Genomic DNA, 24,796 nt, shown 5'->3' with positions numbered 1-24,796 from the left:
AACGTCATAGGCTTTTTTCTTTTGAACAGATTATATTTTTATAGCTTGTATCATAAATTCTTTCTAAAATTAATACGTTTAAGAGGATAGCTTATCCAAATTTGCTCTTAATCTAAGAAGATGACAGGATGATACGAATGTTTAATTTTCTCAAAAAGAATAGCATAGTGATTGGAGGTGGAGCTATACAAGGTGCTGGAATGGGTTTATTCCTATTTCCACATGCCATACCATCTGGTGGGGCTGGTGGATTAGCCGTTATCTTAAATCATTGGTTTCATCTCGATATGGGTTTTGCTCTGTGGCTCGTTAATTTCTCCATGCTAGCAGTAGCTGTGAAGTATTTAGGCGGAAAATCAACTCTTTGGACCATGGTCTCTATTTCGATTACCTCTGCTTCTATATTTGCAGTTCAACACTATATTCCATTACCAAATCAAAACCCATGGGTTGATTTAGTGATAGGGTCACTCCTACTTGGAATTGGTGTTGGTATGTTATTAAAAGAAAAGGTTTCCAACGGTGGTATCGGAGTAATTGCTCTTGTCATTTCCAATAAACGTGAAATTCTACCTGGGAAACCTCTCTTCTTAATCAATTGCCTAATCTTCTTATTAACGGCATCCATTATTAAATGGGATATTATTTTTCAAGCTTTACTTAGTCAATGGATTGCAACTCGAGTTGTGGATTATATTTGTAATAAAGATTCTCTTGAGGTTTATACCATTGATTGGCGTAAGAAACTTTAAACATATTTATAACGAACAGCCGTCTTTTTCTTTTCGCCATCCTGGGATGTTATATGGATTAAAGTAAGTGCTAATATACCAACCAGAAGAGTTAAGCTAGCAATGGAAAGAAACATACCAGCTCGTGACCACTCCATTAACCGTGTAAAAATAGGCGGACCGACAGCCACTCCTAAAAAACGTACTGAACCGTATAATGAAGTAACAAACCCTCTTCTCTCTTTACCTACTGATCCCGTAATTAAGCTATTTATACATGGAAGAATTAAGCCTGTCCCGATACTACTCAATGCAAGAACAATAAGAAAAGGAACGATTTTTTCAAATAGAGTTAATAAGCCATACGAAACCGTCATAAGTAAAAAACCTAATACAATAAGCTTTTTCATCAACTTTAAATTTTTACCAATCTTAGCACCTGTTATATAAGAGGTAATTCCCATAACTAGTAGAGGGATTGCTAAAATGAGACCTTTGACTACACCATCAATGTGATAGTCCTTTTCAAGAACATTAGATAGATAAAATAATATTCCAAACAAAGTAAATAAACAGGTAGCTCCCGCTAAATAGGTGGTAAAAAGCCATCTCCCCTCATGCTTAAATACACTCATTAATCCCCTCACATACTTCCCAAAAGGAGGAGGAGCTTGACGATTTCTTTTCTCTTTAATAAAAATCCAGGTTAATAAAATGGAAAAAATACAAAAGACCGGAAAAGCAAAGAATACCGCATACCAAACCAGTAATCCTAATAAGGAACCTATTATAGGTGAAAGTACCTTCCCTAGACCATTCGAAGCCTCTACAATTCCGAGCACCCTACTTTGTTCTCCACCTTTAAATAAATCTCCCGTTAGAGCCATCGCAATGGGTGCTGTCCCTGCAGCACCAATTCCTTGCAGGGTTCTTCCTATTAAAATCCATATATAAGCACTTGAAAAGGCAGTCGATGCAATTCCAGCTAACAAGGCACCAATTCCATATAATAATAGAGCTGGGACAATTATGATTTTCCTTGAAAAGCGATCTGAGAGATAACCAAGAATCGGTATAAAAATTGCTGCAGCTACTGAAAATACGGTAATCGTCAAACTCACTTGAAGCTGAGATAATTCAAGTTCCTTTTTCATTTGAGGTAAGATCGGAATCAGCATGGAATTACCGAGAGTCATAATTAATGGTATCGAACCTATGGCTGCAATTGACATACCCTTCTTTTTGGATGACAATTTTACTCACACTTCCTTTATTTAAATGTCACGAAATCAACAAACTTTTTAGAAAAGAGTCTCTTTATTTAATATTAATAGGAGGTAATACAAGCCAACCTTTATCTTTACAAATCTTTAATAGCTTTTCTTCATATTCCGCTCGTTGTGTATGGAACTCACCAAACATCGTTCCGATATCCTCCCGAGTACAAATTCCAACTATGTAGCTGAATAAGACCTTCCCTACCATTAGTTCCTTTTTAACAAGAGAAGCCACTTCTGGGTCATTAAACCTTGCTCCCGCAGGAATGTCCTCTACATGGACGTCAGGCCTAGCCGGAGGTGCGGGTGGAAGTCTAATTCCATTTTGTTTTAAAATAGCTTCTACCTGCTGTTCCTCTTGTTTTAATGAGTTTTCCAACAGGTCCTCCAAAAACACTTTTAGATCATGGTCACCTGTATGATTAATTAGTATTTGTAAGGTAACTAAGTACGCTTTCGTGTCAAAAAGGTGTGACCATAGATGAAATACTTCACCAGAATGTAAAGGTTCTTCCTGTTGTTTTCCACTTAATATTCCCAATCCAATCACTCCTTCAATCTGAATAAGACTAGTTTCTCTAAGTTAGGTTTTTTTATAACCTCATAACAAGACAGGAACCTACTATTTTTTTCTACATAGTCTAAAACAGGTTTCTTAAATCTAAATATCTGAGAAAAGGAAGGCTACTTCATGACCTCAAGACGCCGTATGACGAAAACACTTTCGATCATTTGTTTATTTATTATGTGTATCACTGTACTGTTTGCCTGTGGAACAACAAATTCTGACGGCACCACAACAAAAGACCAAGTTATTACAATTGGTTATCAAAAAAACTGTCCCCTTGTGATTTTAAAATCATTAGGAACTCTTGAAGAGAAATTAGAGTCAGAAGGCTTTTCAGTAGAGTGGAAGGAATTCCAAGCAGGACCAGCCCTTGTTGAGGCGTTAAACGCTGGAAGCATTGATTTAGGGAGAACAGGCGATACCCCACCTATATTTGCACAGGCTGCAGATGCCCCGTTTGTTTATGTGGCAGCAGGCAAATCAAAGTTTAATGGTAGTGGTATTTTAGTTCCAAAAGGATCATCTATTACATCACTTGAAGACTTGAAAGGAAAAACAGTTGGATTTGCGAAGGGTTCTAGTTCGCATTATTTACTAATCAAAGCATTAGAAAAAGCTGGACTCTCGTATGGAGATATAACACCAGCATTTCTTTCTCCTGGAGACGCTCGTGTTGCGTTTGAACAAGGTAATATCGATGCTTGGACCGTATGGGATCCATTTACATCCTCTACACAAATAGGTTCTGAAGCCACTCTTTTAGTAGACGGAGAAGGACTTACAACTGATCGTGACTTCTTTATTGCAAATGAGAAGTTTGCAAAACAGCATGCTAACATTCTCGATATTGTCATAGAAGAGGTGCAAGCTTCCTCTGAGTGGGCTAATGCCAATCATGATGAGTTGATCCCCATGTTAGCTGAAATCCTAAAAATTGATGAAGCAGCCATTGAAATGGCCGTTAAAAGAAGAGTCTACGGTGTAGATCCCTTAACATCTGAAATTATGGAAGAACAACAACAAAAGGCTAACATCTTTTTCGAATTAAAAATACTGCCAAAGCAAGTAAATGTGGAAGAGAAATTATTGAGCAAACTTGATTAGAAAGGAGGGACGTACGTGAATGCAACCATAAAAGAACTTGTAAAACAGGTACTACCATGGATGATTCCCTTTCTTCTACTCCTTTTATGGCAGCTTCTTTCTTGGAACGGAGTTATACCTTCACGAATCCTACCAGCACCTTCAGATATCTTCTCTGCTGCAGGAGCACTTTTATCGACTGGAGAATTAGTTGAGCACATTACGGTGAGTTTAAACCGAGCATTAATCGGCTTTCTAATTGGTGGGGCGCTAGGATTTATCTTCGGACTGTTAAATGGTGTCTTTAGACTATCAGAGTTATTGTTTGACACATCTATCCAAATGCTCAGAAACATTCCACATCTAGCCTTAATTCCTCTTGTCATCCTATGGTTCGGTATAGGCGAGACGTCAAAGATCTTTCTAGTTGCACTAGGGGTTCTTTTCCCCGTTTATATCAATACCTATCACGGAATCAAATCGGTAGATAAGGGATTAATTGAAATGGGAAAAGCATACGGCTTAAATGGAATTGGATTATTTTTCACCATTATCTTACCCGGTGCCCTTTCATCCATCCTTGTAGGGGTTAGATTTTCACTAGGTGTTATGTGGTTAACTTTAATTGTAGCTGAAACCATTTCTGCTCACTCTGGAATTGGTTACATGGCTATGAATGCTAGAGAGTTTATGCAAATGGATGTGATTGTGTTAGCGATTGTTCTATATGCACTGTTTGGAAAACTCTCCGATGTGATTGCTCGTTATTTTGAACGTAGATGGTTCCAATGGGATGTATAGCATAGGGAGGAAACAATGATGACTGATCTAGATAAACACCAAAACAAAGCTTATATGAAGATTAAAGACCTTTATAAAGTTTATGACGGTAGATCCGTCCTTGAAGGTATCAATTTAAAGGTGAATCATGGTGAATTTATTGCCATAGTTGGAAAAAGCGGCTGTGGGAAAAGTACACTATTACGGCTTCTAGCAGGGTTAGAGAAAAATGACGGTGGTGTAATTGAAGTTAATGGAAAACCACTGTCTAGCCTAAATAAAAATGCAAGAATTATGTTCCAAGACGGACGCTTATTACCATGGAAAAAAGTAATTGATAATATCGGTATTGGTCTAAAAGGACACTGGAAAGATGGGGCCATTGAGGCACTTCGGAATGTAGGTCTTGAAGATCGAGGGAATGATTGGCCAAGGAAATTATCAGGCGGCCAAAAGCAGCGTGTTGCTCTTGCAAGGGCTCTCGTTCACCAGCCTGAACTCCTTTTACTAGATGAACCACTCGGTGCTTTAGATGCCTTAACAAGAATTGAAATGCAAGACCTAATAGAAAGAATCTGCATAAAAAAGAAACTTACCTCCATTTTAGTAACACATGATGTGGAGGAAGCTGTCGCATTAGCAGATCGTGTAATTGTCATTGAGGAAGGAACCATTTCCTTAAATAAACCTATTAATCTACCACGACCACGACAACGGACCCATCCAAGCTTCAATTCGATTGTTGAAGAAGTTCTCAATCAAATTACGGGTGTTTCTCTTGATCACAATATATCGTTAGTGCACGAACATTCCAAAAAAACGTCCATTAATGGGTAAAGTTAAGCCTCGATAAGATGAATCGTATCGAGGCTTATTTTTTAATCTTCTAATGTTGATAAATCACCAGTAGGAAGATTTAACTCCCAAGCTTTCAGCACACGTCTCATAATTTTTCCGCTACGTGTTTTAGGCAGCTTATCTTTAAATTCAATTTCTCTTGGAGCAGCATGTGCCGCTAACCCTTTTTTCACAAATAAGCGAATTTCTTCTTTCAACTCATCAGAAGGCTCATACCCTTGTCGTAATGCAATAAATGCTTTAATAATTTCACCACGGACAGGGTCTGGGATCCCAATGACACCAGCTTCTGCAATAGCTGGGTGCTCTACCAGCTTACTTTCTACTTCAAAAGGACCCACTCTTTCTCCAGAAGTCATGATGACATCATCAACACGACCCTGGAACCAAAAGTAACCATCCTCATCCATATAAGCCGAGTCTCCAGACACATACCAATCACCAGGCATAAAATAAGATTCATATTTTTGAGGGTTATTCCAAATCGTATGCATCATCGATGGCCAACCCTTTTTAATAGCTAAGTTCCCCATTCTATTCGGAGGAAGCTCATTACCCTGGTCATCCACAATCGCTGCCTTAACTCCAGGGATGGGTTTACCCATTGAACCTGGTTTTATTTCCATACATGGATAGTTACAGATCAACTGACCACCCGTCTCAGTCATCCACCATGTATCATGAACTCTCAAGTTAAATACTTTCATACCCCAACGAATAACTTCAGGATTTAATGGTTCACCAACACTTAGAATATGGCGTAAAGAATTTAAGTTATACTTCTTAACGACTTCATCCCCAGCCCCCATTAGCATTCTGAATGCAGTAGGCGCACTGTACCAAACCGTTACACCGTATTCTTCTAATGTCTCATACCATGCTTCTGGACTAAATCTTCCTCCTACGACCACATTTGAAGCACCTACTAACCACGGACCAAAAATCCCATAGGAGGTTCCTGTGACCCAACCAGGGTCCGCTGTACACCAGTAAATATCCTCTTCTTGTAGATCAAGTACCCATTTCGCAGTTTGATAATGTTGAACCATAGCATTTTGAACATGGAGAACACCCTTTGGCTTACCAGTTGATCCAGATGTGTAATGTAGAATTAATCCATCTGTTTTTGTAAGCCACTCGATCTCAAGATTCTTGCTAGCTTCTTTCATCTTTGCATGATAATCTACAAACATTCCATCTTCTTGGACATTTTCTCCTACTAAAATAACAGACTTTAGTGCTGGTAAATCCTCTAACGGTACTCTTTCTAATAGTGATGGAGTAGTTACTAACACTTTCGCTTCACTATCAAGAAGGCGATCTTTAACAGCACCTTCCATAAATGCCTCAAATAATGGGCCCACAATGGCGCCAATCTTAATGGCACCTAATACCATAAAATATAACTCAGGAGAACGTGGCATGAAGATGAACACGCGATCTCCCTTTTCAACATCAGCAGACTGCCTTAACACATTTCCTGCCTTATTGGAGGATTCCATCATATCTTTAAATGTGTATTTTTCATTGCGAGAAGAATCTTTGTAGTAGAGGGCAACCTTGTTTTTTCTAGCTGAATCTACATGGCGATCAATAGCTTCATAAGCCATATTCACTCTACCAGTTGAGTGCCAAGAAAACTCCTTCTCAATATCCTCCCATGAAAATTGCTCTTTTTGTTCATCATAATTTTTCAGGTTAAAATTTCCATTTATTACAGGAAGCGCTTCCAAATTCATAACTCTCTTCTCCCCCTTTATGTACTTAGCTCCATTTTATTATAATATAATTACATGTTTTTCTCAATTTTTAAAATATTCCCTTTTTCAACTTGTTTCTCCTTCCTCTCACCTGAAAACGCTTTACTTCTATTCTCAACAGTATAATAATAGAAGTAGCGCTAGAGATTCTATAATAAAATGTATGGGCGGTGATGTAATGCTTCATAAAAAAACATACAACGCAACAGAATTAAAAACACAACATGGTAGCTTAATTATAGAAGGACCAATCCCGTCGGAAAAGTTAGCATCGTATGAATTTCATGAGGATTTAACCTCATTTCGTGTACCTGAACAGCAGAAAAAAGCACTTGTAGAAATTGCCAAACTCCCTGAGGGTAGGATTATTGTGGCAAGGGATCATCATACGATTGTTGGGTATGTCACTTATTTATATCCAGACCCACTTGAACGTTGGTCCGAAGGTAAGATGGAGAACTTGATTGAACTGGGAGCAATCGAAGTAATTCCTAAGTTCCGAGGGAAAGCTGTCGGGAAAAACCTTTTAACTGTTTCTATGATGGATGATGCAATGAACGACTATATTATTATAACAACAGAATATTATTGGCACTGGGACTTAAAAGGGACTGGATTAAATGTCTGGGAATATCGTAAGGTGATGGAGAAAATGATGAATGCTGGTGGTCTCGTCTGGTTTGCAACCGATGATCCAGAGATTAGTTCCCATCCAGCTAATTGCTTAATGGTTCGGATTGGTTCCCGTGTTGATCCAGATTCTATTCAACAGTTTGATAGACTTCGATTCAGACATCGATTTATGTATTAAATGGTCCTTTCTTTTTACATATCATCACTATCTTCAGGATATATGATGAAAGTTTATATTCTTATCTCAGTGGTTCGGGAAGGAGGTTCTATATGATTGTTGATGAAATTATGAAGAAAAAGGTGATTACCTTATCTTCAACTGATACGGTTCGTCGTGCAAAACTATTAATGCTAGAAAACGATATTCGTCATCTCCCAGTTGTAGATGATCAACAACAAGTGATTGGTCTTATGACAAAGACAGACATTTACCAATATTTTTTAAATCATAGTGATGACGCCGATCAAGTTCTAGTAGCTAATGTCATGAACACGAAAGTTATAACCGGACATCCTCTTGACTTTATCGAAGAGGTTTCTGCCATATTTTACGAGCAAAAAATTGGTTGTCTTCCTATCGTAGAGGGAAAAAAGCTGGTTGGTATTATCACGGAAACTGATTTACTTCATACCTTTGTTCAATTAACAGGGGCTGATCAGCCAGGTTCTCAAATTGAAATTGAAGTATCTTCTATTAGTGAAGGACTCTCAGATGTTGCGGTAGTTCTGAAAGAGCTGAAAATCAATATATTAAGTGTGGTTGTCTATCCGTCCAAACAAAATACGAAAAAGATATTAGTACTACGTGTCCAAACCATGAATCCTTTATTGGTCATTGAGAAGCTTAAAACGCTTAATTATCATGTTCTCTGGCCAAGAATTCCAGGTGTTAACTATGAGTAAACAATCGATATTTATACACTCTCCAAAGGTAGAAGATTATAAATTTAATGACAATCATCCTTTTAATCAAATTAGGGTTACCACTACAAAGGATTTACTTGATTCCAATCAATCCCTTGACACCGGTCAAATAGTAGAACCAAGGATTGCCACTGATCAAGAATTAGCCTTATTTCATGATGAAGCCTATATACAAGCGATAAAGGATGCCAGTGTCGGGAATCTACAAGAGGATATTGGATCAAACTATGGAATTGGTACAGAGGATACACCCATTTTTCCTAATATGCATGAAGCTAGTGCTAGGCTTGTTGGAGGAACTTTGACTGCAGTTGACTATGTAATGAGCGGAAAAGCCCAACACGCCCTTCACCTTGGCGGGGGCCTACACCACGGGTTTAAAGGAAAAGCCTCTGGATTTTGTGTATACAATGATATAGCGGTTGCGATTAGGTATTTACAGGAAAAATACAATCTTAGAATCTTATACGTAGATACAGATGCTCATCACGGTGATGGAGTCCAATGGGCTTTTTATGACGATCCTAATGTTTGCACCCTTTCCATTCATGAGACAGGGCGATACCTTTTTCCTGGAACAGGGAATATTTATGAAAGAGGATATGGGGTAGGATATGGATATTCATTTAATATCCCATTAGATGCGTTTACAGAGGATGAGTCCTTTTTAGAAGCCTATGAAGCTTCACTTAATGAAATTGCAGCCTTTTTTAAACCTGATATTATCATCACCCAGAATGGTGCAGATGCCCACTATCTTGATCCATTAACTCATTTATCCTGTACGATGAAAATATACGAAGCCATACCAAAATTGGCACACAAAATCGCCCACCAATATTGTCAAGGAAGATGGATTGCAGTTGGTGGAGGTGGTTATGACGTATGGAGAGTCGTACCTAGAGCATGGTCAATGATTTGGCTTGAAATGACAGAACAATTAGTCGATTATACAAAAGAGCTTCCTAAGGCATGGAGTGAAAAATGGCAATCACATGCTACTGTACCTTTACCATCAACGTGGTTTGATGAACCGAATCTAGTAAAACCTATTCCTAGAAAAGCAGAAATCACTGAAAAAAATAGCCTGATTATCTCCAAAGCTTTAAGCCAAATTCGCTCTGATTAAGCTGTAATAAAGATAAAAGCGTACCATGCAATTGCATGGTACGCTTTATATTTATTTGGTTGATTTCCGGTATTCAATTCGGTGAGGCAATACGACAATATGGTCCTCAACCTGCTCTTTGTTCATTAATTTGGTTAATAATCTCATCGCAACTGCACCAATATCATACATAGGCTGAACAACTGTTGTCAGTTGCGGACGTACCATCATGGCTAAACGAGTGTTATCAAATCCAATGATTTCAACATCATCTGGAATAACATGACCACGGTCCTGTGCACTATGGATTACTCCTAACGCCATTTCATCCGTAGCAACAAAGATTGCAGTTGGAGGACTAGCAAGCTCGCTTAATTTTTCGTATGCTTCAATTCCTGAATCATAGGAATAATCGCCCTCTATTACATATTCATCATTATAGGTAATTCCTTTACTTTCTAATGCTTGGCGGTACCCTGTAAGCTTTTCTTCTTGATTAATCAAATCATGAAGAGGACCAGACACAAATGCAACCTGTTCATGTCCCTTTTCTAGTAGGCCGATTACCGCATCAAAAGCCGCCTGTTTATAATCAATATTAACTGAAGGAATTTGCTTACTCTTTTCTACCGTAGCTGCTAATACAATAGGAACTGGTGATTTCTTAAATTCTTCCACATGCTCATCTGTTATATTTCCACCCATAAACACAATTCCATCTACTTGCTTACCGAGCATCGTGTTTAAGAGATGAAGTTCTTTCTCTTTATTTTGATCAGAATTACTTAAGATAATATTATATTTATACATGGTTGCGATATCTTCAATACCACGTGCAAGTTCTGCAAAAAAGATGCTAGATATATCTGGAATAATGACCCCAACCGTTGTTGTCTTCTTACTTGCTAAACCTCTTGCAACAGCATTAGGTCGGTAGCCCAGTCGCTCAATAGCCTCTAATACTTTCTTTCTTGTTGCCGGCTTTACGTTCGGATTTCCATTCACGACTCGTGAAACTGTCGCCATTGATACATTTGCTTCTCTTGCTACATCATATATTGTAATATTCAATGTTTAGCTCCTCCTTATTATTTATGAAAAAAAGAATATGTAAAATAAAACCATAATTTTAGTATTTTATATGCTACTAATGATACGATACAAATCCTTGTACCGCAATGTCTTTCCCTTATTTTCATACTATTTTAGAGTAAAAATTCAGATTTATGACAAATTTCGTCGAAACCCAGCAATTACTTTTTGAAAATAATAAATAAGAGATACAGCGATTGTAGGACAGGATAACTGCCACAACTAATAATTCAGCAGAAATATTGGTTATTCCACGAAAAAATCCTTTATTCCAGCAACTTTATAAATAATTCCGTAGAAAATAACTTAATTCCACGATTTTTTCCTATAATTCCGCAAATCCGCATCCCCTCTTTAACGCTTTAAAGGAGTGGGGGCCAGGCCCCCACTCCTTTAAAGCGTTAAACTTCCACAGTAAAAAAATAAGAAACATTTATAACTCTATAAATGTTTCTTATTTACTACTTATTAAACTAAAGGTTCAACTTTATGCCTTTATAGGCATGAATGATTGTAATTCATTTAAGAAATAATTAAATTGATCAATGTTCATTTGTTGAGCTGAGTCTGAAAGGGCAACTGCCGGATCAGGATGTACCTCTGCCATAATCCCATCTGCTCCAATTGCAAGTGCTGCCTTAGCAGTAGGAAGTAATAAATCACGTCTACCTGTTGAATGAGTAACGTCCACCATCACTGGTAAATGTGTTTCTTGTTTTAGAATTGGAACTGCTGAAATATCTAGAGTATTTCTAGTTGCCTTTTCATAAGTTCGTATACCACGTTCACATAAAATAATTTGGCCATTTCCTCGTGAGTTGATGTATTCAGCAGCATTAATAAATTCCTCAATTGTTGCAGCTAATCCACGCTTTAATAGAACTGGTTTATTTACAGATCCTGCTGCTTTCAATAATTCGAAATTCTGCATATTTCGTGCACCAATTTGAATAACATCGATATACTCGATCGCTTCTTCAATATCTGCAGGATTCACAATCTCACTAATGACTGCTAAATCATACTCAGTTGCCACTCTTTTTAAAATTTTTAAACCTTCTAGTCCTAGCCCCTGGAAGTCATAAGGTGACGTTCTAGGCTTAAATGCTCCACCACGTAATAGCTTTAGTCCTCTTGCCTTGACCGCTTCAGCCACTTTAGCTGTCTGTTCGTAGCTCTCAACAGCACAAGGTCCAAAGACGAAATGTGGTTTACCATCCCCAACTAGTTCGCCTTTAATGTTTACAATCGTATTTTCTGGTTTTTTCTTTCTAGAAACTAATAAAGCTTTGCGATGATCATTTTCTTGTAGCTCTAATCCAGCCTTGAAGATTTCTTTAAAGATATGTTGAAGGGTCGAAGTTTCAAATGGTCCTTCGTTCTCATTAGCTATTTTGTCTAACATATATCTTTCTCGAACAGGGTCAAATCTGTTAGCCCCTTGCGTTTCTTTTACTTTACCAATCTCTTTAACAATCTTGGCTCGTTCATTTAAAAGCGAAAGAAGCTTTAAATTCACATCATCCAATTCTTCTCTAAGCTGATCTAGCTCAACATTACTCATCTCATTCATCCTCTCTAATTGTTTAATTAACTTGGAAAGTATGGTACATTTCTATTAATTAGGGTTTATTATAAACGAATTTTTTTTTGTTGTCACTAATAGACACTTCATTAATTAGACGCTTTTAAGCGATAAAGTATATTATGCATGTACTAAGGTAGAGGTGATTCTCATGCAGGAGCAGCCTATTATTTTTTCACTCGATATAGGTACAAGGTCCGTTGTGGGCCTGATTATTAAAAAGGTTAATGATATTTATCAAATTGTTGATATTGAATCTATTGAACATTCAGAACGTTCTATGGTGGATGGACAAATTCATGATGTACTTTCCGTTTCAAATGTTATTTCTCAAATAAAAGATCGACTAGAAGAAAAACATGGGCCTCTTCATAAAGTATGTGTAGCTGCAGCAGGTCGTGCTTTAAAGACGGAAAGAGCAAAGGTGACCATTGATATTAAAAGAAAGCCGCTTATCCAAAAGGATGATATCCTTCACCTTGAATTAAGTGCCGTTCAACAGGCTCAATTTTCTCTTGCAACTAAGTACTCCGAAGAAAGTAATCACTACTATTATTGCGTAGGCTACTCTGTTATGCATTATCAACTAGATGGGGAGGAAATTGGCAATTTAACGGACCAACAAGGAGAGGAAGCATCTGTTGAAATCATTGCAACCTTTTTACCTAAAATCGTCGTTGAATCACTTCTCTCCGCTTTGCAACGGGCTGGGCTTGAGATGGAGGCTCTTACCCTTGAGCCGATTGCTGCCATTAACGTACTGATACCTCCTTCCATGAGACGACTAAACGTGGTGCTTGTTGATATTGGGGCTGGTACTTCTGATATTGCCATTACAGATGAGGGAACGGTCGTAGCATATGGAATGGTCCCGATTGCTGGTGATGAAATTACAGAAGCAATAAGTGATGAATATTTATTGGATTTTCACTTAGCCGAGAAAGCAAAACGTGATCTACTTTCACAGGAAGTGATTATCGTGGAGGATATTTTAGGCTTTGAAACAGAAATTCCTAAACAAGATGTCATTGATCAAGTATCTGACGCTATTAACCTGTTAGCAAGTTCAATTAGCCAAGAAATTATCCGATTAAATAGGAAAGCTCCAAAGGCTGTCATGCTTGTTGGTGGAGGTAGCTTAACTCCTGAACTGCCTAAAAGAATTGCTAATATGCTAGAGCTTCCTGAAAACCGGGTCGCCATTAGAGGTATTGATGCAATTAAAAATCTACAAATGGCTGATCACATATTAAAGGGACCGGAGCTTGTCACACCAATTGGTATTGCCATTGCCTCCAACCAAAGCCCTGTCCAGTATGTAACAGTATATGTAAATGAACGACCCGTTCGATTATTTGACATGAAGCAGTTAACCGTTGGAGATTGTTTACTCGCTGCTGGGATTCAAATGAACAAGCTATATGGTAAGCCGGGTATGGCTATGATGATTACTTTAAATAACCGGGAATATACGATACCTGGGAATCACGGATTAGCCCCAACTATTCTTATTAATGGAGATTCTTGTGGACTTGATTCTCTAGTTAAAAATGGGGATCATTTGATGGTAAAAAAAGGAGAGGATGGCCAAGCAGCTTCTATAACAGTTAGAGAGTTAGTCGATGAGCCTCCTGCAAAAACTGTAACCATTAATAACAAGGTTCTAGAAGTAAAAGCTACGATAATTAAAAATGGAAAAACGGTTAGTTTTGAAGACATGGTCCATGATCACGATCATATTGACTATCATTTTCCAGAAACAATTGAACAGCTTTTGCAGAGTTTTAATCAGTCAGAATTACTAAACATGATTAAACCCTTTGTGATTTTTATAAACAGTAAAAAAGTACCGTTTCCTTCATTCAAAGGGAAAATTTTTAGAAATGATGTTGTAGTTCAAGCAAGCTCAAGCTACAATCATAACGATGTAATCGAAATTAAAACTGGACAACCCATTCTTTTAAAAGATGTAGCAAGTCTTCATCAAATATTACTAACTGATACAACCACTGTCTTTTATAAAGGTGAAAAGGTTGATTTAAAGAAGGAGCAAGTGAGGATAATTAGGGATGGTGAAGTGTTGCAAGAAACGTCCGTTATTAGAAATGGTGACTCGCTTCAAACCATAACCAATCAGGAAAGCCCATTTATCTTTCAAGATATTTTTAGGTTTATTGACTTAGAGGTACCAACAAGTGGTATAAAAGGATTCAAGCTTCTTCGTAATGAAAAAGAAGTAGGATTTGATGAGATTCTTGTTCCAGGTGATCAGCTTGACATTGTTTTTTAAGGCTATTTTTTAAAACTTTTTTGTTTTTGTGACATTGAGTGTGGCGGTACAACCAGTATTATAAGCAAAATGAGCAGTAAGAAAAGAGCAACTCTTTTTGTGTGTAGCGAGATCTCAATGCTCTTACAAAAGCAATTTAAATAGCAAAAATCTTTACGAATACAGCTTTATTAATATAGGCCGATTGTTCAAAACAAATCGGCCTTTACTTCATTATCACTCGTTTTATGCCTCTTTAGATTTGGATTTATTCCACACTTTTTTCTGCATGATGATGGTTATTAATGCAAGAATGAAGACAAACACCCCACTAAACACAAGTCCCAAGCGAATGGTCTCTTCCATTAGAGTACCGCTAATAGCAGCTATAATTAGCAAGATTCCTAAAAACCCCAGGAACTTTCCACCAGCCTTCACCTTTAGGATTCGAAGACCTGAGATGATAATAAACGCCCAATTTAACAATATCAGAATTCCAGCTGCTGTCGTAATATACTCATAAATTTTGCCTGGAAGTAGGAATGCGGTGATGATAGATGCAATTAACCCTATTGTTGCAAGTCCAAGTGAGGGAAGTGGAAGGTCCTTCCACTTTTTAAGTTTCTTTGAAAATACCGCTGGGGCATCCCCATCCTCCGCCAATGTAACTAAGAGGGTAGTAACACCAAATAAGGCCGCTGTCATCGTAGAAAATCCTGCTATGATGATCGCCCCATTAAAAACATGTGGAAAAAAGGCTAGATCATAGTTGGTTAATGCAGTAACAAAAGGACTCTCCTTATGGGTAAAGGCTCCGTGCTTAGCCATTATTACAGCAAACCCAAGTGATAAAACATAGATGATTACTAGTAAAATTAACATAATTATACCAGCCTTTGGAGCATCCTCTTTTTTCTTTAGCTTTGTTGCTAAAAGTCCAATTACCTCAATCCCGCCATATGCATAAAACGCATAAATGAGTGAACCCCAAAAACCCTTAAACCCTTCAGGAAACCATTCCTGTTTAGTGTTAGGAAAACCAGGTGATTTGGCATCACCATTAATCCATCCAAATAAGGCAGCTGCTGCTAAGATAATAAACATAATAATTGCTGCCGTTTTGATTATAGCAAACAGGTTTTCCGCTCGATTAAATCCGTTACTTCCTGTTAGTACGACAATTATAGATAAAACGGCATATCCAATTGCAAAAATCCAAAGAGGTATATTAGGAAACCAAAACCTTGATAGAATGGATAGAGCAGTTAACTGACTCCCCATAATTAATATATTAGACGCCCAGTAGTTCCAACCACAGCTAAATCCTGCCCATTTTCCATATGCCTTGTTTGCATAATAACAAAATGAACCCTCCTGTGGATCTTGTGCCGTCATTTTCGCGAGTAAACTGTAAACAATGTAAGTACCAATCGCTGCTAATATAAATGAAAAAACAATAGATGGACCGGTAACTTTAATACCTATGGCAGACCCAAGAAAAAATCCCGTTCCTATTGTGCAGCCTACACCTATTAATGATAACTGCCACCATTTCAGTTTGCCTGCTCCACCTTCGTTTCCTTTACCTGAATCTTGGTCAGGAATAAAAAAATCCAAAAGTAGCTCCTCCCTTCCCGAAAATACTTATAGTAGTCTCATGAATAGGGGTGGTATTATTTTGAATCCTTCTCATTTTTTAACCCTGGCATCGATCGGTACAATTTAGTGTGAAGGCTACCTTGAACAATATCCTTGGTCATAAACTCAGTCATAAGCTTTTTAAACTTCTCATCCTCAAACATCTTTTTGCTCTGTAGCTCCATCTCAGCTAAGCCTTCAAAGGTAGATAAAAAAGCATATTGATAATCCTCACCTGAGATTGGTGATAATAATTCAATTTGATGATCATAATTTTCATTGCGGAAGCTCTGAATACTTCTTACATTTTTGATCGCTTCACTAAATTTATCTTGTTTTAATTCAAAAGTTTGATACACATATACAGACATAATATCCCTCCACATAGTATAGACATCTTGTTTATAATTACCTTTTAAGAGGTCTACCATTCAGGGACAGAGGCACTAAAATTTCCCAATAAGGAGGCTCGTGAACACTATATAATAAACCCTTGCTATCTTTTGTTATTAACCTGACACAACAAAAAAAGCATAAGCACTTCAAAGTCGAAGTACTCATGCTTAACTATCCCTCAAACGAGAACTATTCCAGAATTGCAGTTTTTAATGATTGACTCGTAATTTTCCAGTGAGTGGCGGTCCAAACTACCTCTCCATTCTTGAAATAGAGAGCTTGAGGTGATTCGTGTTTAATACCGTATGTTTCAGCTATGTAATTAGACAGTGGACGGTCCTCCTGCACGAATAAATAAAAGGTTTGTACATCTGGATGTTCTTCAACAAATTGATGATATTCATCAAAAGCAGCTGTACTGACCGGACATGTTAGACTATGTTTGACAAAAAGGAATTCAGAATTTTCCTGTTTCAATTTTTCAAATTCTTCAATTTCTGACACTCTTGTTTTCATGATCCAAGCCTCCATCTTTCTTTTTTCCAACAAAAAAGGTGAAGTTTTTCTCCACCTTTTTAACTTCTACTTATTATACTATTTCCTAAGAGTTTTTCTCTAGTTTATCCTGCGTTTTTTCTGCTAGATCAGATACCTCTTCTAATAATTCGTCTGCCTTTTCTTCCACTTCTTCCGTAACTTCCTCTGCCAACTCAGCAGCATCTTCTGTTACTTCATCCGTTTTATTTTTTACTTGATCAACCAAATTGGAAGACTGTTCCGATACGGTTTGTTTAAGGCTAATCGTTTTTGCCTTCGCATACTCAGCAAATTCTGATCCTTTATCAAGAGCAATTGTTTTATATTCGCTCGTTTTATCTTTTACAACGCTTGCCTGTTCATTTAAATCTTCTCGTAACTCTTTACCAGACTTTGGTGCTAAAAATAATGCAGCTGCAGCCCCAGCTAGCGCACCTACAAACGTACCAATTACAAACTTCTTACCTGCTCCATCTTGTTTTTTTGTCATGTTAATTTCCCCCTTCGTAATCTCGATAAATTTCATTAACTGTCTGTTCCTTCTTCTTTAACTTCCATTTATTCCAAACATCAATGGCTGCATTTCCCCATTGGATGGCTTGCGAAACCTTTTCACTATTTAATTCGGCCTTTTGAGAAATGGTGGAAGACATATTTTTAATCGATACATTAAATTTATGAACCGAATCACCAATTTCCTTAACCGACCGTACAACAGAATTTAAGGATTCGGCCTTCTCTTGAATATCCTCTGCAAGTTTATTTGTTTTTGTCAGTAACTCTGTCGTTTCTTTCGTGATCCCTCTCATTTGCTTTTCCAAATCAGCTACTGTTCCAGTCATTTGTTGAAGTGAACCCTGGAGAGCCGATAAAGTTTTTGAAACATAAATGACTAAAATTAAAAATGATATTGCTATAATTGCTGCACTTACATAAAGCAAATTAATCCACACCTATGTTACCCCTTTCTATGTATAACTTGTTCATGGTCTATACTATCTTTACCCATAAATAATTCAAATGAAACATTTTATTCAAGAGAAAATTGTCGAATTCATCTTTCTTTACACCTTCTATATAAAACCGCAAATTTCCTTCTTTTTTAACTTGTTTTTTGTTCAACACAGCATTTTATGAAGAATTCGGTTACAATATTGATATATTACATAAAAAGGGTGAGAAAATGAAGGATCCAAGAATAGAAACATTAGCAAAAAACTTAATTAATTACTCAATAAAACTTCAGAAGGGTGAAAAGGTTCTTATTGAAAATTTTGGACTGCAGCGTGAGCTTGTTACTGCATTAGTAAAAGAAGCCTATGCAGCTGGAGGGGTTCCCTTTGTATCACTAAAAGATCAAAGTGTAGACCGAACCCTTTTAATGGGTGCACATGAAGAGCAATATGACATGATGGCACAATTCGAAGCAAATGTAATGAGTAAAATGGACGCTTATATTGGCCTTCGCTCCGGTGATAATATATCAGAACAATCAGACGTACCTAGTGAAAAAATGGCAATTCATGGGCGAACGATTGGTCAAAAGGTTCACCGTGAAATTCGCGTTCCGAAAAAAAAATGGGTTGTGTTAAGATATCCTAATGCTTCGATGGCCCAGCTTGCTAAAATGAGCACCGAAGCTTTTGAAGACTTCTATTTTAACGTTTGTAACCTTGACTACGGTAAAATGAGCAACGCTATGAATAGCCTTGTTGAACTAATGAATAAAACCGATAAGGTGAGAATTACAGGACCAGGAACGGATCTTTCATTTTCAATAAAAGATATCCCAGCTATTAAATGTGCAGGAGAAATGAATATTCCTGATGGAGAGGTATATACAGCACCAGTAAGAGACTCAGTAAATGGTGTCATTACATACAATACTCCATCTCCATACCAAGGCTTTACATTTGAAAATGTTAAACTAACTTTTGAAAATGGTAAAATCGTTGATGCTACAGCAAACGACACTGATCGTATCACAAAAGTGTTCAATACAGATGAGGGAGCACGCTTTATTGGAGAGTTTGCAATCGGAGTGAACCCGTACATTCTACACCCAATGCAGGACATCCTATTCGATGAAAAGATAGATGGTAGTTTCCATTTTACGCCTGGGCAAGCATATGAAGATGCCTGGAACGGAAATAACTCTAATATTCATTGGGATATGGTAAATATTCAACGTCCTGAATATGGTGGAGGAGAAATTTACTTTGATGATGTGCTAATCCGCAAAGACGGCCGCTTTGTAATCGCCGAGCTAGAAGCATTAAACCCCGAGAATTTAAAATAGTAAGGTAGCAAAAAAGGCGTCACAATCCATCTAGAGATTGTACGCCTTTTTATTATACATATGATTTTTCGTAAGCATTTTGGAACTTTTGAATGTCTCCGGCTCCCATAAAAATTAATACACTGTTACGATGCTTCCTCAGAATTTCGATTTGGTCTTCAGCAATCACACTTGAGTTTTCAATCCTCTGTTGTAAATCAGCAATCGTTAATTCGCCTTGCTTCTCTCTTGCTGAGCCAAAAATATCACATAAATATACCTTATCTGCAAGCTTTAAGCTATCTGCAAACTCCTGCAAGAAGGTTTGCGTTCGGGTAAACGTATGAGGTTGGAAAATTGCAACGATTTCTCGTTCAGGATATTTTTGATTAGCTGCTTCAAGTGTTACTTTAATCTCGGTAGGGTGATGAGCATAATCATCAATAAGGATTTGATCTCCCATTTCCTTTTCTGTAAAACGACGTTTCACACCCTTATGAGTCTTTAATTGTTCAGCAATCGTTTCAGCTGACATCCCCTCATAGTGGCAAAGAGTAATAACAGCTAAAGAGTTTAAAACATTGTGATTTCCGTAGGCAGGTATTTCAAATGATGCGTAAAAGTTATTTCGAACAAATACATCAAACGAAGTTCCTGTTGTTGATTTCACGACATTTCTCGCTTGGAAATCATTATCTTCACTGAATCCATAGAAAATTACCGGAACATTCGCTTGAATCTTTTGAAGGTATTCATCATCGCCACAAGCAATAATCCCTTTTTTAACTTGTAGTGCCATTTGTTGAAAGGCATCAAATACATCTTCAATATCCTTAAAGTAATCTGGATGATCGAAGTCTATATTCGTCATTATTGCATAATCTGGGTGGTAGGATAAAAAGTGACGTCGATACTCACAAGCTTCCATCACAAAGTACTTACTATCTACTGTGCCTTTTCCTGTACCATCACCAATTAAATAAGATGTTGGGTAGGCTCCAGAAATAACATGAGCTAATAAACCAGTAGTTGATGTTTTTCCATGTGCACCCGTTATTGCTACACTAGAAAAATTCTCCATAAACTCACCAAGGAATTTTGGATATCGTATAACTGGGATATCTTCTTGTAATGCCTCATCTATTTCTTCATGACTATCAGGGTAGGCATTCCCTGCTATTACGGTCATTGGGGGTTTTATGTTATCACGATCAAATGGTAGAATTGGAATTCCACGCTCTTCTAGTGCTGCTTGAGTAAAAAAATATTTCTCCACATCAGAACCCTGTACTTCATAGTTCATATCGTGAAGGACCTGTGCTAAAGGGCTCATTCCTGATCCTTTAATTCCTACAAAGTGGTAAACTGTCATATAAAGAACCTCCAATATTGAATCAATGCAACGGTCTATCTGTAAGACAGTATATGTTATTCATTTAATTTTGAGATTGTCCGGTACTCGCGTCATCCATATGTATTAAAATACTTTCATATTATAGCATTGATTTAATTATTATTCACAATGCCAAAAGTAATAAGTTTTAGGTTACAAAATAAATATGGGTATCAATCTTAGAACAATTCTCCTGCGGTTTCCCGCAGGATTCTCGCGTTCTTCCCACTAAATAACCTAGCATTAGCCCTAAATGGGTTATTCCACTAATTCAAGGCGTGGATTTGGACGAAGTCTTCGACCGGCTTTTGCCTCTGATTCTCCATTAAGCTCTACATTATCACCAGTAAAACCAATGTTAATCTTTAGCAAACTTCCTCCTACACCATACATATCAACAGGAACCTGCTGTTTCTCAAATTCTTCAATACGCTTTTCATTAAACCCACCGCTTACAACGATTTTCACATGCTGATATCCAGCTTGATCAAGCTCTTGTCTTAAAGCAAAGATTAATGGAGGATTAACCCCTCTTGGATCAAACGTACCTAGAAGCTCAGGGTGGCGAATAAAATACTGATCAATCATGGTACGAGATGTATCTACCCGGACAGCCTTTAACTTTTTACCAAATTCATTTGCTGCCTTTAGTGCATCTGTAATCACATCATTATTATAATCAACCAAAACAATAAGTTCGTCCTCAGGAAACATTTCATGATAAGCCTTCGCAGCGTCCACTACATCTCCATTAAACATTTGAATAAGGGCGTGCGGCATGGTTCCCATTCCTTTTTTCCCCCACCACTCATTCATTGCATGAGTAGCCTGTGCTTTTGAACCTCCGATATATGCTGCATAGCCATCACCAGCTTGCTGAGTGAAATGATCATCACGATCACCCATAAATATAACTGGCTTTTGGATTCCGCTAATTCCTGCAGATTTCATCACATTGTACACATTAGTAGAAACCGAAGTCCGTCTCGCTAGAATCCCGTCAATAATTCCTTCTAAAAAACCAAAGTTTTGATAAGGACCCTTAATCGTTAAAACCGTTTCAAACGGACTGATCTTGTCACCATCTTTTAAAGAATAAATCTCTAGTTCCTCTGGATTATCAGCAAATGTTTTAACTAACGCAACGACCTCATCGGTTCCACAAAGTACCGCTTGCTCCTTCTGAAAGAACTGCATCGTTACAATATTATTAGGCTTATATTTTTTTATAATCTCTTTCGTCTTCAAAAAATAGACTGCCGAAAACCAGCCATCTCTTACTCGTTCATCAAATTTAAATGTACGGTTTGTTAGACGTTTTATTTTACCCTGCAGCTTTAATTCAATTTCTTTCATGCCTAAACCCCTATCTACCTTTAAGCCTTAGTTTTAACGAATCTCTTGTTAAATATTTCAACCTTTAAAGTTTTTGTCTTCATTTTAGCTAACTCAGTATTAATACTCAACTATTAAGAACCCGGTCTTAATTATGCTGTTGCTTTTCAATTAATTGATCTTCCGTTATAAGAACATCTCTTGGCTTGCTTCCTCTTTGTTCAGAAATAAAGCCCTGATCCTCCATCATTTCAATCAGTCGAGCGGCACGATTATAACCTATTCTAAACCTTCTCTGTAGGCTAGATGAAGAGGCTCCCCCCTGTTCAATGACAAATTCACAAGCCTCAAGAAATAGTTCATCCTCCTCCTGAGTAAATACAGCAGACCTTGAGATTAGCTCCTCCTGCTCGAATAAATACTCCGGCTTTTGTTGGGATTTTACAAATGACACTGCTTTTTCTATTTCTTGATCTGAGACGAAGTTCCCCTGTAATCGATATGGTTTTGATGATCCATTTTCTAAAAACAACATATCTCCCTTACCTAGTAGCTTATCCGCACCAATTGAATCAATAATCGTTCTTGAATCCACCTGTGAGGAAACGGAAAAAGCAATTCTAGTTGGGATATTTGCTTTAATTAATCCTGTTATCACATCGACAGAAGGGCGCTGAGTAGCAAGCAATAAATGAATACCACATGCTCTTGCCTTTTGCGCAATCCGACAAATCGATTCCTCGACTTCTCCTGGTGCTACCATCATCAAATCGGCTAGCTCATCAATGATAATAACTAAAAATGGCATTTCTCCAGATGGCTCATTATGCTCACGAACTAATTCATTATATCTAGAGATATCCCGGACTCCCGTATGTGCAAATCTCTCATAGCGTCGTTCCATTTCCTCAACGGCCCATTTTAAAGCTGCTGTTGCCGCTTTTACATCTGTTATGACAGGACTGACAAGATGCGGTATTTCATTATAGGGTGCTAACTCAACCATTTTAGGATCTATCAGTAATAGCTTGACTTCACTTGGCGACGCCTTATAAAGCAAACTAATTAACATGGCATTAATACAAACGCTTTTACCTGAACCTGTAGCCCCGGCAATTAAACCATGTGGCATTTTTTTCAAATCAGTTACAATCGGCTTACCTGATATATCAAGACCTAATGCTACCGTTAAAGGAGAAGGATTACCCCTAAATTCCTGGCTACTGATAATTTCACTTAATAATACAGGCTTACTTTTCTTATTTGGCACCTCAATCCCAATCGTGTTCTTTCCTGGAATAGGTGCCTCCATACGAATATCCTTTGCAGACAATGCTAATTTTATATCATCTGATAAATTAGTGATTTTATTAACCTTTACCCCTGGCTCTGGATGTACTTCAAAACGTGTGACTGACGGTCCTTGTGTCACATTCACAACCTTTGCCCGAACATTAAAGTTATGGAGAGTAAGATCTAGTAATTCCTGTTGTTCAATTAGCCATTGGTCATCTACATTCACATCATGCTTTGGCATCGTTAAAAAGTGTAGTGGTGGAAATTGGTACCTAGTATGGGTTAGTTCTAGTTCTGCATCTTGAATTTTTCTATTTTGATGTTCAGATACTTCACGATGTATAGGTTGTTTTTCTCGTAGCTTTTCTCGGTCTTCCTTCAGCATCACTACATTAAAGGGTACATATCTTTTAGGAGATTGGGTTGATTGTACGAGAGGGGCTGTTTCCCCCATCACTTCCTCATCAGCTTGAAAAGATTGAGCTGAATCTGATACTGCCAATATAGGCTCACTCTCAGCTGAATAAGGGTTCTGTATATCAACCTGATCTTCGTCTAATTTGTCCTCCTCGACAAAATATAAAGTTTCTTCCTTTACTTCCTCAATCATTGCTTCTACATGATTGATGGATTCAGTGTTAGGGTCTGTATTAATCATACTACTCTGTATGGTGTCTACTTCTAGTATATCAGTGTCTATGAACTGCTCTTCAACAAGCTCTTGTTGCTGTGTTTGAACAGTGGACGGCAATTCAAACTCTATAACATCTTGTGACTGCTTCCATTGGCTTTGATAGCCATGAACAGGTGATGGAACCACTGTTGCTTTAAAGGATTCCTTGTTTGTAACCTTTGTATTTGGTTTACTAGGAACTCTTTTAACTGGCGCCTGTGATTTAACCTCTTTATCTACTCTTTTTGGTCTTCTTTCTATATGATTTTTAACCTCATCATCTGAAATCAGCGGGAACCGAAAGTTGCCCTTTGGGTACTGATAGCTCACCCTTGCATTCATATCGCTCTCTTCAGAAGAAACGGATTTGGGTGGTTGCTGTATATTCTTCTTTTTAGCTGGATTCTGTTGCTCCTCCCTTTGAGGAGTTCCTTCACCCACGATTAATTTATAAAATCCCTTAAAATATTTAAACATGTAACCACTCTTTCAAAAAGGCTGTTTTCGTTTAGAAAAAAAGTTTTCTCCTCTATTCTATCAAGAAATATCGTTATGTGGGGAACAAATAAAATTCACTGAATA

At 37.6% G+C, this 24,796-nt stretch carries 22 protein-coding genes; 9 read left to right on the top strand and 13 right to left on the bottom strand.

The features are described 5' to 3' along the window. The first annotated feature begins 137 nt into the window (after positions 1-137). Positions 138-752 carry a YitT family protein gene (locus M1D60_RS04405; protein WP_456277979.1) on the top strand — a complete coding sequence of 205 codons (615 nt, stop codon included), beginning with the start codon at positions 138-140 and terminating at the stop codon, positions 750-752. Here M1D60_RS04405 and M1D60_RS04400 read toward each other — a convergent pair. Together M1D60_RS04400 and M1D60_RS04395 are read right to left on the bottom strand one after the other, a co-directional pair. Continuing rightward, the gene (locus tag M1D60_RS04400) at positions 749-1,963 is read right to left on the bottom strand and encodes an MFS transporter (RefSeq protein WP_456279346.1); all 1,215 of its coding nucleotides are present in this window, start codon (positions 1,961-1,963) and stop codon (positions 749-751) included. The two genes, M1D60_RS04405 and M1D60_RS04400, sit on opposite strands and share 4 nt — an antisense overlap. Positions 1,964-2,048: 85 nt before the next feature. Continuing rightward, entirely contained in the window at positions 2,049-2,549 is a 501-nt protein-coding gene (locus M1D60_RS04395) for a DUF3231 family protein (protein WP_456277978.1), read from the bottom strand. A gap of 150 nt (positions 2,550-2,699) precedes the next feature. Here M1D60_RS04395 and M1D60_RS04390 point away from each other — a divergent pair, with 150 nt between their 5' ends. The 3 genes from M1D60_RS04390 to M1D60_RS04380 are packed head-to-tail and all read left to right on the top strand — an operon-like array spanning position 2,700 to position 5,276. Next, entirely contained in the window at positions 2,700-3,680 is a 981-nt protein-coding gene (locus tag M1D60_RS04390; RefSeq protein WP_456277977.1) for a sulfonate ABC transporter substrate-binding protein, read from the top strand. A 15-nt stretch (positions 3,681-3,695) separates the two neighbouring features. Next, positions 3,696-4,460, top strand: a complete 765-nt coding sequence (gene ssuC / locus M1D60_RS04385; RefSeq protein WP_456277976.1) for an aliphatic sulfonate ABC transporter permease SsuC — start codon at positions 3,696-3,698, stop codon at positions 4,458-4,460. 15 nt (positions 4,461-4,475) lie between these two features. Continuing rightward, positions 4,476-5,276 (top strand): ATP-binding cassette domain-containing protein, encoded by an 801-nt coding sequence (locus tag M1D60_RS04380; RefSeq protein ID WP_456277975.1) that lies wholly within the window; start codon positions 4,476-4,478, stop codon positions 5,274-5,276. Between the two features lie 41 nt (positions 5,277-5,317). Here the strand turns inward: M1D60_RS04380 and acsA are convergent, their stop codons facing one another. Then, on the bottom strand, positions 5,318-7,036 hold the full coding sequence (gene acsA / locus M1D60_RS04375) for an acetate--CoA ligase (RefSeq protein ID WP_456277974.1): 1,719 nt from the start codon (positions 7,034-7,036) through the stop codon (positions 5,318-5,320). 199 nt (positions 7,037-7,235) lie between these two features. On the opposite strand from acsA, the gene M1D60_RS04370 reads away from it, so the two are divergent. The 3 genes from M1D60_RS04370 (at position 7,236) to M1D60_RS04360 (ending at position 9,743) form a co-directional block, all read left to right on the top strand. Continuing rightward, positions 7,236-7,868, top strand: a complete 633-nt coding sequence (locus M1D60_RS04370; protein ID WP_456277973.1) for a GNAT family N-acetyltransferase — start codon at positions 7,236-7,238, stop codon at positions 7,866-7,868. Between the two features lie 92 nt (positions 7,869-7,960). After that, positions 7,961-8,593 (top strand): CBS and ACT domain-containing protein, encoded by a 633-nt coding sequence (locus tag M1D60_RS04365; RefSeq protein WP_456277972.1) that lies wholly within the window; start codon positions 7,961-7,963, stop codon positions 8,591-8,593. Continuing rightward, complete coding sequence (locus M1D60_RS04360) at positions 8,586-9,743, top strand: acetoin utilization protein AcuC (RefSeq protein WP_456277971.1); 1,158 nt, start codon at positions 8,586-8,588, stop codon at positions 9,741-9,743. Before M1D60_RS04365 ends, M1D60_RS04360 begins: the two co-directional genes overlap by 8 nt. A 51-nt stretch (positions 9,744-9,794) precedes the next feature. On the opposite strand, the gene ccpA is transcribed toward M1D60_RS04360, so the two are convergent. Continuing rightward, entirely contained in the window at positions 9,795-10,748 is a 954-nt protein-coding gene (ccpA, locus tag M1D60_RS04355) for a catabolite control protein A (protein WP_456279345.1), read from the bottom strand. A gap of 553 nt (positions 10,749-11,301) precedes the next feature. After that, complete coding sequence (locus M1D60_RS04350; RefSeq protein WP_456277970.1) at positions 11,302-12,378, bottom strand: bifunctional 3-deoxy-7-phosphoheptulonate synthase/chorismate mutase; 1,077 nt, start codon at positions 12,376-12,378, stop codon at positions 11,302-11,304. 172 nt (positions 12,379-12,550) lie between these two features. Between M1D60_RS04350 and M1D60_RS04345 the strand changes: the two genes are divergently transcribed. Then, entirely contained in the window at positions 12,551-14,689 is a 2,139-nt protein-coding gene (locus M1D60_RS04345) for a cell division protein FtsA (protein ID WP_456277969.1), read from the top strand. A gap of 225 nt (positions 14,690-14,914) precedes the next feature. Here the strand turns inward: M1D60_RS04345 and M1D60_RS04340 are convergent, their stop codons facing one another. The 5 genes from M1D60_RS04340 to M1D60_RS04320 form a co-directional block, all read right to left on the bottom strand. After that, positions 14,915-16,285, bottom strand: coding sequence for an amino acid permease (locus tag M1D60_RS04340; protein ID WP_456277968.1), 1,371 nt, complete (start codon positions 16,283-16,285; stop codon positions 14,915-14,917). Positions 16,286-16,341: 56 nt separating this feature from the next. Beyond that, complete coding sequence (locus M1D60_RS04335; protein WP_456277967.1) at positions 16,342-16,677, bottom strand: hypothetical protein; 336 nt, start codon at positions 16,675-16,677, stop codon at positions 16,342-16,344. Between the two features lie 214 nt (positions 16,678-16,891). After that, positions 16,892-17,218: a bacillithiol system redox-active protein YtxJ gene (gene ytxJ, locus M1D60_RS04330; protein ID WP_456277966.1), complete on the bottom strand. Its 327-nt coding sequence runs from the start codon at positions 17,216-17,218 to the stop codon at positions 16,892-16,894. 85 nt (positions 17,219-17,303) lie between these two features. Continuing rightward, the gene (locus M1D60_RS04325; RefSeq protein ID WP_456277965.1) at positions 17,304-17,729 is read right to left on the bottom strand and encodes a YtxH domain-containing protein; all 426 of its coding nucleotides are present in this window, start codon (positions 17,727-17,729) and stop codon (positions 17,304-17,306) included. A 1-nt stretch (position 17,730) separates the two neighbouring features. Beyond that, positions 17,731-18,192 carry a DUF948 domain-containing protein gene (locus M1D60_RS04320; RefSeq protein ID WP_456277964.1) on the bottom strand — a complete coding sequence of 154 codons (462 nt, stop codon included), beginning with the start codon at positions 18,190-18,192 and terminating at the stop codon, positions 17,731-17,733. Positions 18,193-18,422: 230 nt separating this feature from the next. Here M1D60_RS04320 and M1D60_RS04315 point away from each other — a divergent pair, with 230 nt between their 5' ends. Next, the gene (locus M1D60_RS04315) at positions 18,423-19,538 is read left to right on the top strand and encodes an aminopeptidase (protein ID WP_456277963.1); all 1,116 of its coding nucleotides are present in this window, start codon (positions 18,423-18,425) and stop codon (positions 19,536-19,538) included. Positions 19,539-19,590: 52 nt separating this feature from the next. Here the strand turns inward: M1D60_RS04315 and murC are convergent, their stop codons facing one another. The 3 genes from murC to M1D60_RS04300 all read right to left on the bottom strand — a co-directional run bounded on the left by murC (position 19,591) and on the right by M1D60_RS04300 (position 24,691). Next, the gene (gene murC, locus M1D60_RS04310) at positions 19,591-20,889 is read right to left on the bottom strand and encodes a UDP-N-acetylmuramate--L-alanine ligase (RefSeq protein ID WP_456277962.1); all 1,299 of its coding nucleotides are present in this window, start codon (positions 20,887-20,889) and stop codon (positions 19,591-19,593) included. A 279-nt stretch (positions 20,890-21,168) separates the two neighbouring features. After that, positions 21,169-22,266, bottom strand: coding sequence for a nicotinate phosphoribosyltransferase (locus tag M1D60_RS04305; RefSeq protein WP_456277961.1), 1,098 nt, complete (start codon positions 22,264-22,266; stop codon positions 21,169-21,171). Between the two features lie 127 nt (positions 22,267-22,393). Next, entirely contained in the window at positions 22,394-24,691 is a 2,298-nt protein-coding gene (locus tag M1D60_RS04300; RefSeq protein WP_456277960.1) for a DNA translocase FtsK, read from the bottom strand. Between the last annotated feature and the right edge of the window lie 105 nt (positions 24,692-24,796).

This window comes from Bacillus sp. AK128, from assembly GCF_053903075.1.
Note: the sequence above shows the minus strand (reverse complement) of the source record. Positions and strands in the feature narration are given on the sequence as shown.

Coding starts and splice junctions, on each gene's coding strand:
- M1D60_RS04405 (WP_456277979.1), top strand. CDS start 138: ATGTTTAATTTTCTCAAAAAGAATAGCATAGTGATTGGAGGTGGAGCT.
- M1D60_RS04400 (WP_456279346.1), bottom strand. CDS start 1,963: ATGTCAATTGCAGCCATAGGTTCGATACCATTAATTATGACTCTCGGT.
- M1D60_RS04390 (WP_456277977.1), top strand. CDS start 2,700: ATGACCTCAAGACGCCGTATGACGAAAACACTTTCGATCATTTGTTTA.
- M1D60_RS04380 (WP_456277975.1), top strand. CDS start 4,476: ATGATGACTGATCTAGATAAACACCAAAACAAAGCTTATATGAAGATT.
- acsA (WP_456277974.1), bottom strand. CDS start 7,036: ATGAATTTGGAAGCGCTTCCTGTAATAAATGGAAATTTTAACCTGAAA.
- M1D60_RS04370 (WP_456277973.1), top strand. CDS start 7,236: ATGCTTCATAAAAAAACATACAACGCAACAGAATTAAAAACACAACAT.
- M1D60_RS04365 (WP_456277972.1), top strand. CDS start 7,961: ATGATTGTTGATGAAATTATGAAGAAAAAGGTGATTACCTTATCTTCA.
- M1D60_RS04360 (WP_456277971.1), top strand. CDS start 8,586: ATGAGTAAACAATCGATATTTATACACTCTCCAAAGGTAGAAGATTAT.
- ccpA (WP_456279345.1), bottom strand. CDS start 10,748: ATGGCGACAGTTTCACGAGTCGTGAATGGAAATCCGAACGTAAAGCCG.
- M1D60_RS04350 (WP_456277970.1), bottom strand. CDS start 12,378: ATGAGTAATGTTGAGCTAGATCAGCTTAGAGAAGAATTGGATGATGTG.
- M1D60_RS04345 (WP_456277969.1), top strand. CDS start 12,551: ATGCAGGAGCAGCCTATTATTTTTTCACTCGATATAGGTACAAGGTCC.
- M1D60_RS04335 (WP_456277967.1), bottom strand. CDS start 16,677: ATGTCTGTATATGTGTATCAAACTTTTGAATTAAAACAAGATAAATTT.
- ytxJ (WP_456277966.1), bottom strand. CDS start 17,218: ATGAAAACAAGAGTGTCAGAAATTGAAGAATTTGAAAAATTGAAACAG.
- M1D60_RS04325 (WP_456277965.1), bottom strand. CDS start 17,729: ATGACAAAAAAACAAGATGGAGCAGGTAAGAAGTTTGTAATTGGTACG.
- M1D60_RS04315 (WP_456277963.1), top strand. CDS start 18,423: ATGAAGGATCCAAGAATAGAAACATTAGCAAAAAACTTAATTAATTAC.
- murC (WP_456277962.1), bottom strand. CDS start 20,889: ATGACAGTTTACCACTTTGTAGGAATTAAAGGATCAGGAATGAGCCCT.
- M1D60_RS04305 (WP_456277961.1), bottom strand. CDS start 22,266: ATGAAAGAAATTGAATTAAAGCTGCAGGGTAAAATAAAACGTCTAACA.
- M1D60_RS04300 (WP_456277960.1), bottom strand. CDS start 24,691: ATGTTTAAATATTTTAAGGGATTTTATAAATTAATCGTGGGTGAAGGA.